Genomic DNA, 13931 nt, shown 5'->3' with positions numbered 1-13931 from the left:
GAGGCCTGGCTCGCCGGGTCAGGGCGGGGGCGGCTCTCAGTGTGCGAGTGCGCGGTCGGCGAGGGCGATGAGGTCCTCGGTCCCGGTGCGCGATCCGACGAGCTCGGCGGCCTGCCGCATCGAGGCACGGCGGACGTCGTCGCCCAGCAGCGGGACCACCTCGCTCCGTACGCGCTCCGGGGTGAGCTGGCCGTCCTCGATCAGCACGGCGGCGCCCGCCTCGATCGCGGCCGCCGCATTCAGACGCTGCTCGCCGTTGCCGACGGCGTAGGGCACGTAGACGGCAGGGATCCCGAGAGCGCTGATCTCGCTGACGGTCGCCGAACCGGAGCGGGACAGGATCAGATCCGCCAGGGCGAACGCCAGATCCATCCGATCCAGGTAGCGACGCATCGCATAACCCGAAGCGCCAGGATCCGGCATGTCCGAGCGGTCGCCGGTCGCATGCAGGATCTGCCACCCCGCGTCGAGGATGTCCCGCCAGGATCCGGCGATCGCCTCGTTCAGGCGCTGCGCGCCGAGCGAGCCGCCGAACACGAGCAGCACGGGCCGCTCCGGATCCAGACCGAACTCCGCCGCGGCCTCCGCGCGGAGAGCGGCGCGGTCCAGATCGACGATCTCCCGGCGCAACGGCATGCCGACGAGCTCGCCCCGGCGCAGAGGCGTGCCGGGGAATGCGACGCCGACCGCCGCCGCGGTGCGGGCGCCCAGCACGTTCGCCATGCCAGGACGGGCGTTGGCCTCGTGCACGACGAACGGGACGCGTTCGCGCCGCGCGGCCACGTACGCGGGGGCCGAGGCGTAGCCGCCGAAGCCGATCACCGCCTCGACGCCGTGCTCGCGGATGTAGGTGCGCACCTGCTTGACGGCACGTGCGAACCGCGCCGGGAACGCCAGGGCCGCACCGTTCGGGCGGCGAGGGAAGGGGACCTTGTCGATCGTGAGCAGCTCGTACCCGCGCTGCGGCACCAGCCGCGCCTCGAGGCCTTCGCGGGTGCCGAGGACCAGCACGGTCGCCTCGGGATCACGGGCGCGCAGGCCGTCGGCGACGGCGAGCAGCGGGTTGACATGCCCGGCGGTCCCGCCGCCGGCCAGAAGATACGTGGTCACTTCAGGAGGGTACCGGACCGACCTGCGGCCGATCCCTGCGCGGGCGCCGGCAGCGTCCGCGCGAATGACAGCAGCACACCGCAGGCCAGCAGTACGGACAGCAGCGACGTGCCGCCCTGAGACATGAACGGCAGCGGGACACCCAGAACCGGGAACACGCGCAGGACGACGCCGATGTTGATGAGCGCCTGGGAGAGGATCCACACGACGATGCCGCCGGATGTGATGCGGACGAACAGGTCGTCCGTCTTGCGGATCATCCGGAAGACGGCGACAGCGAAGAGCACGAACAGCGCCAGCACGAGCGCACAGCCGATCAGCCCCAGCTCCTCCCCCACGATCGCGAAGATGTAGTCGTTGGACGCGGCGGGGAGCCAGCCGTACTTCTCGCGCGAGTTGCCCAGACCGAGCCCGAAGATGCCACCGTTGGCCATGCCCCAGATCGCGTGCACCTGCTGGTAACACGTGGTGAGGTAGCAACTGGTGTCGCTCTTGCTGCTGAACATGCTGAGGATGAGCAGCCGCCGCCGTTCGTCGGTCAGGGCGAAAAGCAGCACCGCGGTGCCGATAGCCAGCAGCGGCATCAGGATGACCCGCACCCGGACGCCGGCGAAGAACATCGCTCCCAGCAGGATCAGGAACAGCACCATCGATGTGCCGAGATCGCCGCCGCCGTAGACGGATCCGATGGCGAGGAATGCAACGGGCAGAAGCGGGATGTAGACGTGCTGCCAGCGGCCGAGCAGATCCTGCTTGCGCCACAGGATGAACCCGGCCCAGATGGCCAGCGACAGCTTGATGAACTCCGAGGGCTGGATCACCTGCCCGGCGATCCTCACCCAGTTGGTATTGCCGTCGTTGGTCCAGCCCAGGGGCGTGTAGATCAGCATCTGCAGAGCCACGGCCCCGATCAGCACGACCCATGCCATGCGCTTCCAGAACAGGACGGGCAGCCGGCTCACGAGGAACATCATCGGCACGCCGAGGGCCGCCACGATCGCCTGGGTCAGGACGATCGAGAACGGGCCCAGTCCCTGGTCGACCGCGTTCGCGCTCGACGCCGACAGGATCATCACCAGACCGAACACCGTCAACAGCAGCGACGTCGACGTGATCAGCGCGAACTCGGTGGACACCGGGCGGAACACGCGACCGAGCCTCACTCGCGCGGCGAGCCCGTCGACGCGCGGCTCAGGCGTCGACGCCGGACGTGCTCCCACCTGCGTCACCGGCACTCCCCTGATCGATCCACTGCCGCACCGCCTCGGCGAAGCGGTGGCCACGATCCGCATAGCTGGCGAACTGATCGAAGGACGCCGCCGCAGGAGCGAGGAGCACGGTGTCCCCCTCCTGGGCGATGCCCGCGGCCAGTTCCACCACCCGGGTCATGACCTCTTCAGTGTCGCCGGGGACTACCTCCAGGACCTGCACCGCGGGCGCGTGTCGTGCGAACGCCTCGAGCAGATGCGTCCGGTCGACGCCGATGACGAGGGCCGCGCGGGCGGTCGCCCCCGCTCCGGCCACGAGCTCCGACAGGTCGACGCCCTTCAGGTCACCGCCGACGACCCAGATCGCGCCCGGGAACGCCCGCAGCGACGACTGCGCGGCGTGCGGGTTCGTCGCCTTCGAATCGTCCACCCAGGTGATCCCCGCAGAACGGGCGACGACCTCGATGCGATGCGCATCGAGGCGAAAGCCGTCGAGCGCCGTCCTGATCGCGGCGGGCTCGACGCCGAGCGACCGGCTGAGAGCCGCCGCGGCGAGAATGTTCTGCACGATGTGGGGGGCGTTCAGCCCGTGCGCGGCGAGATCCGCCACAGTCGTGAGCTCGAGGGCGCTGTGATGGCGGTCGTCGAGGAAGGCGCGGTCGGCGAGGATCCCCTCCACCACGCCCAGGTCGCTGGGGCCGGGGATTCCGAGCCCGAATCCGATCGCACGGGCGCCGTCGATGACGTCGGCGTCCTCGACCATGCGCTGCGTGGCCGCATCGGCCTTGTTGTATACGCAGGCGATGCGGGTGTTGCGGTACACGACGGCTTTGGCTTCGCGGTACGCCTCCGCACTGCCGTGCCACACGAGGTGGTCGTCGGCGAGATTGAGGCACGTGGCCGCCCACGGCACCGGCTGACCGACCGCGTCGGAGAGCCCCAGGTACCAGAGCTGGTGGCTGGACAGCTCGACCACGAGCACGTCGAAGCCGCCCGGGTCGCGCACCGCGTCGAGCACGGGCACGCCGATGTTGCCGCAGGGAGCAGCGCGCAGGCCGCCCGCCACGAGCATCGTCGCGGTGAGCTGGGTCGTCGTGGTCTTGCCGTTCGTCCCCGTGATCAGCACCCATTCCGCGGGGGTGCCGTCGTCACGGAGGACCTTGTCCCGCACCCGCCAGGCGAGCTCGATGTCGCCCCACAGCGCGATCGAGCTCGCGCGGGTCCATGCGATGACCGGATGCGCGGGCGCGAACCCCGGCGACGCGATGACGACCTCCGGTGCGAACTCGACGAGTCGCTCGGGGACGGATCCGAGGTCTCCGATCCACAGCTCGGCGCCGATCAGCGGCACCAGGCGCTCGTACTCCTCGGTGGCGCTCTCGGAGAGCACCAGCACCTCCGCGCCGAGCTCGGCCAGGGTGTCGGCGACCGAGAATCCGGTCACGGACAGCCCGAGCACCGCGACCCGCAGTCCTCGCCAGTCGGCGTGCCAGCTGGTCAGCGCATCGAGATCGCGCGTCATGAGCTGGTCAGCCTCAGCCACTCGACGTAGAACAGGCCGAACGCCGACACGGAGAGCAGACCGGCGATGATCCACATGCGGACCACGATCGTCGCCTCCGGCCAGCCGCGCATCTCGAGATGATGATGGAACGGGCTCTGCAGGAACAGGCGCTTGCCACGGGTTAGCTTGAAGTAGGCCAGCTGCACGATGACCGAGCCCGACGCGATGATGAAGACGCCCGCGAGCAGCACGAGCAGCAGCTCGGTGCGGGTGAGGATCGCGAGTGCGGCGATCACGCCGCCGATAGACATGGATCCGACGTCGCCCATGAAGACCTTCGCCTTGGGCGCGTTCCACCACAGGAAGCCGATCAGCGCGCCGACGAAGGACGCGGAGATGACGGCCAGATCGAACGGGTGCGCGACGTCGTAGCAGCCGGCCAGCGACGACGGCGAGAGCGACTCGGCGGCGCAGGACTGCTTGAACTGCCAGAACGAGATGAGGCTGTACGCGCCGATCACGAACACTGCGCACCCCGCGGCGAGGCCGTCCAGGCCGTCGGTGAGGTTGACGCTGTTGGAGGTGGCGATGCCGATCACCGAGATCCAGAGCAGGTACAGCAGCCAGCCGACGATGGGGCCCAGGGCGAACAGCCACAGCACGGGGATGTCGCGGAAGAGCGACACGAACCCGCTGGCCGGGGTGTTGCCCGACGGGCTGCGCACCGTGAGCGCCACGATGCCGAACGGGACCATGACCAGCACCTGGCCGAGGATCTTGCGCCAGCCCGAGAGCCCGAGGCTGTTGCGCTGTCGCAGCTTCATGTAGTCGTCGATGAAGCCGACCGCGCCGAAGCCCAGCATGAGCCAGATGACCAGCAGTCCGGAGACCGTCGGATAGCTGCCTCCGGTGAAGGTGCCGACGCCGTACCCGACGACGGTGCCGAGGATGAAGATGACGCCGCCCATGGTCGGCGTGCCCCGCTTCGCCTGATGGCTGGGGTTGCTGATCGATTCCGGCGTGCGGATGACCTGCCCCCAGCCCCACTTCCGGAACAGCCGGAGGAACACCGGCGTCAGCAGGAGCGTGAACGCGAGGGAGATCGCGGCGGAGGTAAGCAGGGATCTCACGAGAACGATTCTCCCAGACGATCGCCGAGGAACCGGAGCCCGGCGGAATTGGACGACTTCACGAGCACCCGATCACCGGGGCGCAGCTCGCGCTGGAGGTACTCGAAGGCGGCGTCGGCGTCCGCAAGATGCACGGCTTCGCCGTCCCACGAGCCCTCGCCCACGGCAGCCAGGTAGAGCCGGCGCGCCTCGGCGCCGACCACGACGATGCGCTGGATGTTCAGACGCACGGCGAGCAGGCCGATCCGGTCGTGCTCGTCGCCGGCCGTCTCGCCGAGCTCGCTCATCGCACCCAGCACGGCGACCGTGCGCTCGTCGGGACCGGTGATCTGCGCGAGCGTGCGCAGGGCGGCGGCCATCGAGTCCGGGCTCGCGTTGTACGCGTCGTTGATGATGCGCACGTCCGTACCGCCCATGGGCTGCATGCGCCACCGTTCAGCCAGCTGCACGGTCTCCAGGCGCGCGATGGCGTCAGCGGGTGCGACGCCGAGGGCGCCGGTCGCGGCGATCGCGGCGATCGCGTTGTTCACGTGATGCGCCCCGAGCACCTGCAGACGCAACGGCAGCGCCTGCCCGTCCACGTGGACGATGCACGACGTGCCGGACGGGGTGACGTCGATCTCGGCGGCGCGCACGTCTGCCGCGGTCCCCTGGCCGAAGCCGACGATCCGCAGTCCGCGCTCCTCGGCGAGGGACGCCATGCCCGCCACGCGCGGGTCGTCCAGGTTCAGCACCGCGGTGCCGCCGGGCGCGGCGACCTCGACCAGTTCGGCCTTTGCCCGCGCGGTCTCCTCGATGCCGCCGAAGCCGCCGGCGTGCGCGAGCCCGACCATGAGCTCGATCACGACGTCGGGGGTCACGAGACCGGCCAGGCGGGCGATCTCCCGCGGCGCGCTGGCGCCGAACTCGCATACCAGGAAGCGCGTGGTGTCGGTGATCCGCAGCATCGTGAGCGGCGCGCCGACCTCGTTGTTGTACGACGCGATCGGAGCGATCGTCTCGCCCTCGTCCTGAAGGATCCGCGCCAGGAAGTTCTTCGTCGTGGTCTTGCCGTTGGATCCGGTCACGCCGACGATGCGCAGGCCGCCGGCGGCACGGACCCTGGCGACGACCGCACGGGCGAGCTCCGCGATGGCGTCGACGACATCGGGCACGACGATCTGCGAGATCGCCTCGGCGACGGGGTGCTCGACGAGCGCCAGCACCGCACCGTTCTCCAGCGCCGCGCCCACGAACCGGTGGCCGTCGGTGTGCTCACCGGGCTTGGCGACGAAGACACCGCCCTGGGTCATCTGGCGCGAGTCGGTGTCGACGACACCGGAGACGATCGATGCGGGATCGTGACCTGCAGCGGGGCGCAGATCACCGCCGACGATCTCGGCGATCTCCGCGAGGGACAGACCGATCATGGGAAGGGATCCTCCGAGGGCGATGCCGCCACCTCGAGGCGACGGCAGCCATCACTAGTACTTGGGCAGCAGCGGTTCCATGGGGGTGGTGGACGGCTGCACGCGATAGGTCTTCAGCACCTGCGTCATCGCCTTCTGGAAGGCGGGCGCGGTGGCCGCAGACGAGGTTACCCTAGTGGGCTCGTCGAGGGTGACCACGACGACGTACTCGGGATGGTCGGCGGGGGCGTATCCCACCATGCTGGTGAAGTAGATCCCCTCCTTGTAGGCGCCCGTCTCCGGATCCGGCTTCTGGGCGGTTCCGGTCTTGGCCGCGATGCGGTAGCCGGGGACCTTGATCAGGTCGGAGACGCTGCCCTGCTCGGCGACGTTCTCGATCATGCGGCTGAGTTCGGCGTCCTTGGTCGCGTCGAACACGCGCTGCGGCTTGGGCGCCGGCGCTTTCGTGACCTTGCCCGCCGCGTCGGTGCAGGACTCCACCAGGGACAGCGGGACCTTCACCCCGCCGTTCGCGATGGCCTGGTACGCGCTCGCAACCTGCGGCGCGGTGACCGTGTAGTACTGCCCGAAGGTGGTCGTGTAGTGCGACTGGTAGTCCCAGTCCTTGACCGGGTGGATGACGCCGGAGGCTTCGCCGGGGAAGTCGATGGCGGTCTTGCTGCCCACCCCGAACTTGACCAGCTCGTCATAGCGCTGCTGGTCGGTGACCATGTCGCCGAATTTGGACAGCGCCACGTTCGAGGAGTCGATCAGGGCCCCCGCGAGCGTGTAGTCGTAGGCCGGGTGCTCGAACGCGTCGTTGATCACGGCGCCGTTCGGGAACTCCTCATGGCTGGAGGCTCCCGTGATCCTCGTCGAGGCGTTCGCGTTCGCATACTCCATGACCGATGCGGCGGTGATGGCCTTGAAGGTGGATCCGGGCTCGAAGCTCGTCGAGAAGATCCGGGATCCTCGGTCCTCGGGGTTCGCGGCGCCGGGGTCGTTGGGGTCGACGCTCGGGAACTCGGCGGCCGCACGGATCTTGCCCGTGCCGACCTCGACGACCGTCACCGTGCCCGCTTTGGCCGCCTGCGTCTTGACCTCTTCGGAGATCATCTGCTGCAGGTACCACTGCAGCTCCGTGTTGATCGTGAGCTGCACCGTGCCGCCGTCGACCGCGGGCGTCTCGCTCTGACTGCCGGGGATGACGACGCCGTCTTTGCCCTGGAGGTAGCTCTCCTTGCCCTTGGTGGCGCTCAGGCAGCTGTTCTGCGTCTGTTCGAGTCCGGTGAGCTCGCCGTCGCCCGAGATGAACCCGAGGAGGTTGCCTGCGACGGCGCCGTTCGGATAGACCCTGATCGAGCGCGGCTTCGGCCAGAGGTAGGCCAGATCGAGCGCGCGGAGCTTGAGGAACTGGTCGGTGTCGACGCCCTTCTTCAGCTCGACGTACTGCGACTCCGGGTTCGCCTTGAGCGAGTCGGAGACTTCCTTGCGCACGGTGTCGCCGCTCTCGCCGATGATCTCGGCGATCTTCTCCGAGGCTTTCGCCCAAGGGAGCTTCGGCTTCGACTTCGCCTCCTCCAGCCCCTTCATCGCCGAGGGATCCATGGTGATGTCGTACACCAGCTGACTCTCGGCGAGGACGGTGCCGTTCGAGTCCACGATCGTGCCCCGGGCGCCGTCGATGTCGCGCGTGGTGCCGAGGCTCCAGTCCATCGATTCCTTGACGTTCGCGGAGGCGCTGACGACCTGGATGTCGACCAGTCGGACCAGGAAACCGCAGATGATCGCGGCGATCACAGCGAGGGCGAGGACGGTCCGCCGGCGCGGTGTCCGGCTGGCTCGGGGTGTCATCGGATCTCCGTCCGGGGCTCGCGGTCTGTCATCGTCTCGGGCTGGTCGTCGGCGGCTCGGGTCAGCGGATGGTCGGACTCGGCAGGCCCTCTGCCGTCGGCGGGGCCTCCACCTGCACGGGAGCCTTCTCCTGTGTCTTCGGTTCTACGCCTGCTCCCCCCGGCTTCGTCGCGGTGGCGGGCGGCGTGTCGCGGACCAGGGCGTTCGGCACGGCGTTCCCGCCGGTGGGGTTGACCGTGGACGCCCACGGCGCGGGGCCCGCGGCGCCGATGACGCCGCCGTCGCTCAGCCGCAGGTAGCTCGCACTGCCGCCGACCACGAGCCCGAGTTTGCTCGCCTCCGCCGCGAGTGACTGCGGCGAGCTGATCCCGTCGAGGTCCTGAGCCGCGGCCTGCGCCTGCCAGGTCAGCTGCTTGTTCTGCTGGGTCAGCTTCGCGACCGCGAACGAGTCCTGCGTGGTCGCGATGGTCAGCGCGATCTGCGCGCCGGCGATGAGGGCCGCTCCGGCCAGCGCCACGATGGCGTACGCCAGACGAGGACGGCGGCGTCGGGCGGGGCGTTCGATCGCACGGAGGTGGCGCGACCGCTGCGGGTCGTCGAACTCGGGCTGCAGCAGGGCGTTCTCGGCCAGGCTCATCGCGCGGCGCTCCTCTGATCGTCTCTCACACGTTCTGCGGCGCGCAGGCGCACCGGGATGGCGCGGGGGTTGGCCGCGCGCTCCTCCTCGTCGGCGAGCTCCGCGCCCTTCGTCAGGTTCTTGAATCGCGGCGCGTGCTCCGGCAGCTCGACCGGCAGGCCCGCCGGAGCCGTCGATGCCGAAGCCGCGGCGAACGCCTGCTTGACCAGCCGGTCCTCCAGGGATTGGTAGGACATGACGACGATCCGCCCGCCCAGGACGAGCGCGTCCATGGCGGCGGGGATCGCGTCGGCGAGCACGTTCAGTTCGCGGTTCACTTCGATGCGCAGCGCCTGGAACACGCGCTTCGCGGGGTGCCCTGCGCGCGCCACCGCTGCCGGGGTGGCGTCCTGCAGCACCTCGACCAGGCGTCCGGAGCGCTCCAGCGGCGCGGACTGGCGGGCCTGCACGATCGCTCGGGCATAGCGGCCGGCGAGCTTCTCCTCGCCGTAGCGCTCGAAGATGCGGCGCAGCTGCCCCTCGCTGTAGGTCGCGAGCACCTCGGCGGCGGTGACGCCGCTCGACTGGTCCATCCGCATGTCCAGCGGCGCGTCCTTGGCGTAGGCGAAGCCGCGCTCGGCCTCGTCCAGTTGCAGTGAGGAGACCCCCAGGTCGAACAGGATCCCCGACGCACCCTGGGCGTGGGTGCCGATCGCGTCGTAGACCGTGTGCACGAGGGTCACGCGATCGCCGAAGCGGGCCAGCCGCTCCCCCGCGATCCGCAGCGCGTCGGTGTCGCGGTCGAGTCCGACCAGGCGGATGTTCGGCAGACGCTCGAGGAACGCCTCGGAGTGCCCGCCCATTCCGAGCGTGGCATCGACGAGGACCGCGCCGTCGTGCTGCAGCGCAGGAGCCAGCAGCTCGACGCAGCGCTCGAGCATCACGGGGGTGTGTATGCGACGGATGTCCATGGTTCCTTCGGCCTTCCAGTCCCTGACCCTGATCCCCATCCGCTCGACCCGGCACCGGGGAAGGTGCGCCGGGGCGGGAGCGGCTGGGAGTCACAGCCAGGGGCCGGTTCAGAACAGGCCGGGGATCACCTCCTCCTCGAGTTCGGCGAAGGCGTCTTCGTGTCCTTCGGCGTACGCGTTCCACGCCGCCGCGTCCCAGATCTCGGCGTGCGCGCCGACGCCGGTGACGATGAGCTCCTTGCCCAGGCCCGCGTACGTGCGCAGGTGAGCGGGGATGGTGATGCGGTTCTGGCTGTCCGGCATCTCCGCGCTCGCTCCCGAGAGGAACATGCGCAGGAACGCGCGCGCCTCCTTGTTCGCGAGAGGCGCCTGCCGGATGCGTTCGTGCACGCTCTCGAACTCCGCCGTGCTGAACACGTACAGACAGCGGTCCTGTCCGCGGGTGACGACGATGCCCCCGGCCAGATCCTCGCGGAATTTGGCGGGAAGGATGACGCGGCCCTTGTCGTCGAGCTTGGGGGAATGCGTGCCGAGCAACATGCGCCTATCCCCCTTTCGCCGCCGTTTCCTCCACTTTACTCCACTTCCCTCCATTTCGATACCTATTCGTGTCTCGGCGGGCACCGCGCGGGGCACGACGAAGGCCCCGGTTCCGCGAGATCACGCGGAACCGGGGCCTGTGGAGTGAAGTGGAGGGAGTGGTGGAGCGAAGGGGAGGATGCCGGGGCCGATCGGACCCGCGGACGACTGAGGGTCCGGCGGCCGAAGCCGCCGGACCCTCAGGAGGTCACAGTGAGGAGATCAGCGCTCCTCATGCCGACGGTCCCACCGATCGTTCATGCGGTCCATGAACGACGGGGACGGCTCTTTGCTCTTGGAGCTGGGGCCTGCGTCGCGTCCGCCGCTGTGGTGCACCGGCGTGAGGGCGAGCATCAGCCCCCCGAGCATGGCGGCGAAGGCGACCACGCCGATGATGATCCCGCCGATGTTGCCCACCACGACGCCCACGATCAGGCCGCCGACGCCGGCGAGCAGCAGCACGGCTCCGTAGATGAGATTGCGATAGCTGAGCGCGCGGTCTCCTGCGTGCGCGGAAACGACGTCGGCGTCGTTCTGCATGAGATGGCGCTCCATCTCATCGAGCAGGCGCTGCTCCTGTTCGGAGAGTGGCATTTCGTCCCCCTCGGGTGGTCTTCCGCCCAGTCTACGCGCGCCGGGATGCCCCGGGGTAGGGATTCGCCTGGGAGTTGCGCATCACCTTGCAGAATCCGCGCCCGTCCGGCTCGATCGCGCTGAGTAGGCTGATCCGGTGGCATCCTCATCCGCTGTGATCGACCAGGTCTCCGCCCGTCTCGACGCCTTCGTCGCCCGGATGCGCGAGGAGACCGCGACGTACGGCCCCGATGCCTCGGCCTTCGTCTCGTCCGCCGAGGCGACCCTGCGCGGCGGCAAGCGCCTGCGTGCGCGGTTCTGCCATGCGGGATGGGCCTCGGTTGCGGGCCTTGACGGGATCGACGCTCCGCCGACCGCGCTCTGGGACGCCTGCGCCGCGCTCGAGGTGTTCCAGTCCGCCGCACTCGTGCATGACGATCTGATCGACAACTCCGACACGCGCCGAGGCCGGCCCTCGGCGCACCGCGCCCTGGAGGCCGCGCACGTCGGACAGGGATGGAGCGGCAACGCCGTCGAGTTCGGTCGCGCCGCCGCCGTACTGCTCGGCGACCTGCTCGTGGCGTGGAGCGATGACCTGCTGGAGGCCGGGATCTCGACGAGTCCGCACGCCGGCGCCGTCCGCGCGGAGTACGCCCGGATGCGCCGTGACGTCACGATCGGACAGTTCCTCGACATCGCCGAGGAGTCGGCGTGGAGTGTGAACCTCGACGACGGCCATTCCGAACGCGCCCTGCGCGTCGTCTCGTTGAAGGCGGCGCGGTACAGCGTCGAGCAGCCGCTGCTGATCGGAGCGGTGATCGCCGGCGCCGATCAGGCCCAGCAGGCCGCCCTGCGCGCCTTCGGGCACCCGCTCGGCATGGCCTTCCAGCTGCGCGACGACGTGCTCGGCGTCTTCGGCGACGAGCAGGTCACCGGCAAGCCGGCCGGCGACGACCTGCGCGAGGGCAAGCGCACCCTGCTCATCGCGTGGACCCGGCAGGCGCTCGCACCCCAGGGCCGGCGTCTCGTCGACGAGCTGCTGGGCGATCCCCAGCTGACCGCGGATCAGATCTCGAGCCTGCAGGCGATCATCATGGAGTCCGGCGCACTCACCCGCATGGAACAGCTCATCGTGGAATACGCCGAAGCCGGCGAAGCCGCCCTGCGGGAGGCGCCGCTGGATGCCGGGGCGCTCGACCTGCTGCGCGGGCTCGCCCGCGATGCGACACAGCGCACGGCCTGACCGCAGCGACGACCGGCCGGATGTCCCGCCGACCGCCGTGCTGATCGAGCTCGGCACGAACCCGATCAGGCTCGGCGGACCCGACCTGGGCTCTGCGGTTCAGGCCAGGGCGCGTGCGACCCGCCGGACCTCGCTCTTGTGGCCATCGCGCAGAGCCGCGATCGGGGCACGACCGATGGACTCCTCCTCGGCGAGCAGCCAGTCGATGACCTCGTCGTCGCTGAACCCGGCGTCCTTGAGCACGATGATGGTGCCGCGCAGCGAGCCCAGCGGCTGGTCGTCCTTCAGGAAGACGGCCGGAACCGCGAGCGGCCCGTTGCGCCGGGAGCCGACGAGATGCTGCTCGTCGAAGAGCCGGTGCACACGCCCCAGCGGCTCGCCGAGGATCTCGACGAGTTCAGGAAGGGTCAGCCATTCGGCCGCGGGGGCCGCCGTTTCCGTTTCAGACACCCAGCAATGTTCTCATCCCCCGGCCGGGGCGGCGGTCACGGCGCCCATTTCCCACGCTGATCTCATCTTTCACATTTGTCACTTCGGTTGACTTGCCTTTACATCCGTGACAACGTCGTAGGGCCGACGCGCGATGCCGCGCACCGGTGCCAGACGTCAGAATCGGGGGATCCATGACGACCACACCGAGTACGCGCCGTGCTCTCGGCCTCGCCGTACCGACCGTGCTGCTGACCACGGTGGCGACCGCGCTCGTCGCGACGCCCGCTCAGGCGCACACGCCCGCTCGCGTCCCCGCGCCTGGGCTGACCGCGTTGCCGACCGGAGCGGCCGCGGCTGCTCTCGCAGCGAGGACCGTGCCGGTCGAGCTCGCCCCGGTGACCGCCTACACGGTGCAGGACGGCGACACGCTGTGGGACATCGCTCGGGCCCACGGAACCAGCGTCGCGGCCCTCTACGCGGCCAACGGGCTCGGATCCGATTCGATCATCTACCCCGGCCAGGTGCTCGCCCTGGGCGGCACGGCGCCGGCCCCCTCCCCCGCCGCGTCCGAGTCGGCGACGCCGGCCCCCGCAGCGGACGCCGCCGGTCCCGGGTACGCCGTGGTCGCCGGCGACACGCTGTGGTCGATCGCGCACGAGCACGGGATCTCCCTCGCCGAGCTCTACGCGGCCAACGGGCTCTCCCCCGACTCGATCATCTACCCCGGCCAGACTCTGCGATTCGCTGCGCCCGCGCCTGCGCCTGCTCCCGCGCCCGCACCCGCTGCGGCCGATCCTGCGCCTCAGCCTGCACCGGACACCTACACCGCCCCGCAGGTCGTGCTCGACGATGTGCAGACGGCCAACGCGCAGCACATCATCCGCGTCGGCCGCGAGCTGGGCGTGAGCGATCGTGGAATCGCGATCGCCCTGGCCACGGCGATGGTCGAATCCGGTCTGGTGAACACGCCGTCCGGAGATCGCGACTCGATCGGACTGTTCCAGCAGCGCCCCAGCACCGGCTGGGGATCCCCGGAGCAGATCGCCGACGCGGACTACGCGATCAGGGCGTTCTACGTGGGCACCGCGCACACCAACGGCCTGCTGGACATCCCCGGCTGGGAGAGCCTCGGCTTCAGCGAGGCCGCCCAGGAGGTGCAGATCTCCGCGTTCCCCGCCCGCTACGGACTGTGGGAACCGCAGGCCGACGGCTGGCTCGCCGCACTCGGCTGAGCGGCTGCGGATCGCTCCCCCGGTGAACGGAAAAGCCCCCGCACGCGAGCCGTTCCCCGGGCTCTCAGCGAGTTCTCCATAGACTCTTGCC

Annotated in this window: 13 protein-coding genes; 2 read left to right on the top strand and 11 right to left on the bottom strand. The window is 69.8% G+C overall.

The features are described 5' to 3' along the window. Positions 1-36 precede the first annotated feature (36 nt). The 10 genes from LXM50_RS00460 to LXM50_RS00415 all read right to left on the bottom strand — a co-directional run bounded on the left by LXM50_RS00460 (position 37) and on the right by LXM50_RS00415 (position 10954). Complete coding sequence (locus LXM50_RS00460) at positions 37-1110, bottom strand: glycosyltransferase (RefSeq protein ID WP_233309146.1); 1074 nt, start codon at positions 1108-1110, stop codon at positions 37-39. Beyond that, on the bottom strand, positions 1107-2339 hold the full coding sequence (locus LXM50_RS00455) for a putative peptidoglycan glycosyltransferase FtsW (RefSeq protein WP_233309145.1): 1233 nt from the start codon (positions 2337-2339) through the stop codon (positions 1107-1109). Before LXM50_RS00455 ends, LXM50_RS00460 begins: the two co-directional genes overlap by 4 nt. Further along, a complete protein-coding gene (gene murD / locus LXM50_RS00450) occupies positions 2302-3840 on the bottom strand; it encodes a UDP-N-acetylmuramoyl-L-alanine--D-glutamate ligase (RefSeq protein ID WP_233309144.1) in 1539 nt (512 codons plus the stop codon). Before murD ends, LXM50_RS00455 begins: the two co-directional genes overlap by 38 nt. Continuing rightward, on the bottom strand, positions 3837-4952 hold the full coding sequence (gene mraY / locus LXM50_RS00445; protein ID WP_233309143.1) for a phospho-N-acetylmuramoyl-pentapeptide-transferase: 1116 nt from the start codon (positions 4950-4952) through the stop codon (positions 3837-3839). Before mraY ends, murD begins: the two co-directional genes overlap by 4 nt. Next, on the bottom strand, positions 4949-6361 hold the full coding sequence (gene murF / locus LXM50_RS00440) for a UDP-N-acetylmuramoyl-tripeptide--D-alanyl-D-alanine ligase (protein ID WP_233309142.1): 1413 nt from the start codon (positions 6359-6361) through the stop codon (positions 4949-4951). The genes mraY and murF overlap by 4 nt, the downstream gene beginning before the upstream one ends. Before the next feature lie 54 nt (positions 6362-6415). Next, the gene (locus tag LXM50_RS00435) at positions 6416-8194 is read right to left on the bottom strand and encodes a penicillin-binding protein 2 (protein ID WP_233309141.1); all 1779 of its coding nucleotides are present in this window, start codon (positions 8192-8194) and stop codon (positions 6416-6418) included. A gap of 61 nt (positions 8195-8255) precedes the next feature. Then, the gene (locus tag LXM50_RS00430; protein ID WP_233309140.1) at positions 8256-8831 is read right to left on the bottom strand and encodes a hypothetical protein; all 576 of its coding nucleotides are present in this window, start codon (positions 8829-8831) and stop codon (positions 8256-8258) included. Beyond that, a complete protein-coding gene (gene rsmH, locus LXM50_RS00425) occupies positions 8828-9781 on the bottom strand; it encodes a 16S rRNA (cytosine(1402)-N(4))-methyltransferase RsmH (protein WP_233309139.1) in 954 nt (317 codons plus the stop codon). The genes LXM50_RS00430 and rsmH overlap by 4 nt, the downstream gene beginning before the upstream one ends. Positions 9782-9889: 108 nt before the next feature. Then, positions 9890-10321 (bottom strand): division/cell wall cluster transcriptional repressor MraZ, encoded by a 432-nt coding sequence (mraZ, locus tag LXM50_RS00420; RefSeq protein WP_233309138.1) that lies wholly within the window; start codon positions 10319-10321, stop codon positions 9890-9892. A 261-nt stretch (positions 10322-10582) separates the two neighbouring features. Continuing rightward, positions 10583-10954 carry a DUF3040 domain-containing protein gene (locus LXM50_RS00415; protein ID WP_233309137.1) on the bottom strand — a complete coding sequence of 124 codons (372 nt, stop codon included), beginning with the start codon at positions 10952-10954 and terminating at the stop codon, positions 10583-10585. 136 nt (positions 10955-11090) lie between these two features. Between LXM50_RS00415 and LXM50_RS00410 the strand changes: the two genes are divergently transcribed. After that, positions 11091-12176 (top strand): polyprenyl synthetase family protein, encoded by a 1086-nt coding sequence (locus LXM50_RS00410; protein WP_233309136.1) that lies wholly within the window; start codon positions 11091-11093, stop codon positions 12174-12176. A gap of 99 nt (positions 12177-12275) precedes the next feature. On the opposite strand, the gene LXM50_RS00405 is transcribed toward LXM50_RS00410, so the two are convergent. Then, positions 12276-12626, bottom strand: a complete 351-nt coding sequence (locus LXM50_RS00405) for an Rv2175c family DNA-binding protein (RefSeq protein WP_233309135.1) — start codon at positions 12624-12626, stop codon at positions 12276-12278. Between the two features lie 173 nt (positions 12627-12799). Between LXM50_RS00405 and LXM50_RS00400 the strand changes: the two genes are divergently transcribed. Continuing rightward, complete coding sequence (locus LXM50_RS00400) at positions 12800-13840, top strand: LysM peptidoglycan-binding domain-containing protein (RefSeq protein WP_233309134.1); 1041 nt, start codon at positions 12800-12802, stop codon at positions 13838-13840. The last annotated feature ends 91 nt before the right edge of the window (positions 13841-13931 follow it).

Source organism: Microbacterium sp. Au-Mic1 (assembly GCF_021341785.1).
In the GTDB taxonomy this organism is placed as follows: domain Bacteria; phylum Actinomycetota; class Actinomycetes; order Actinomycetales; family Microbacteriaceae; genus Microbacterium.
Note: the sequence above shows the minus strand (reverse complement) of the source record. Positions and strands in the feature narration are given on the sequence as shown.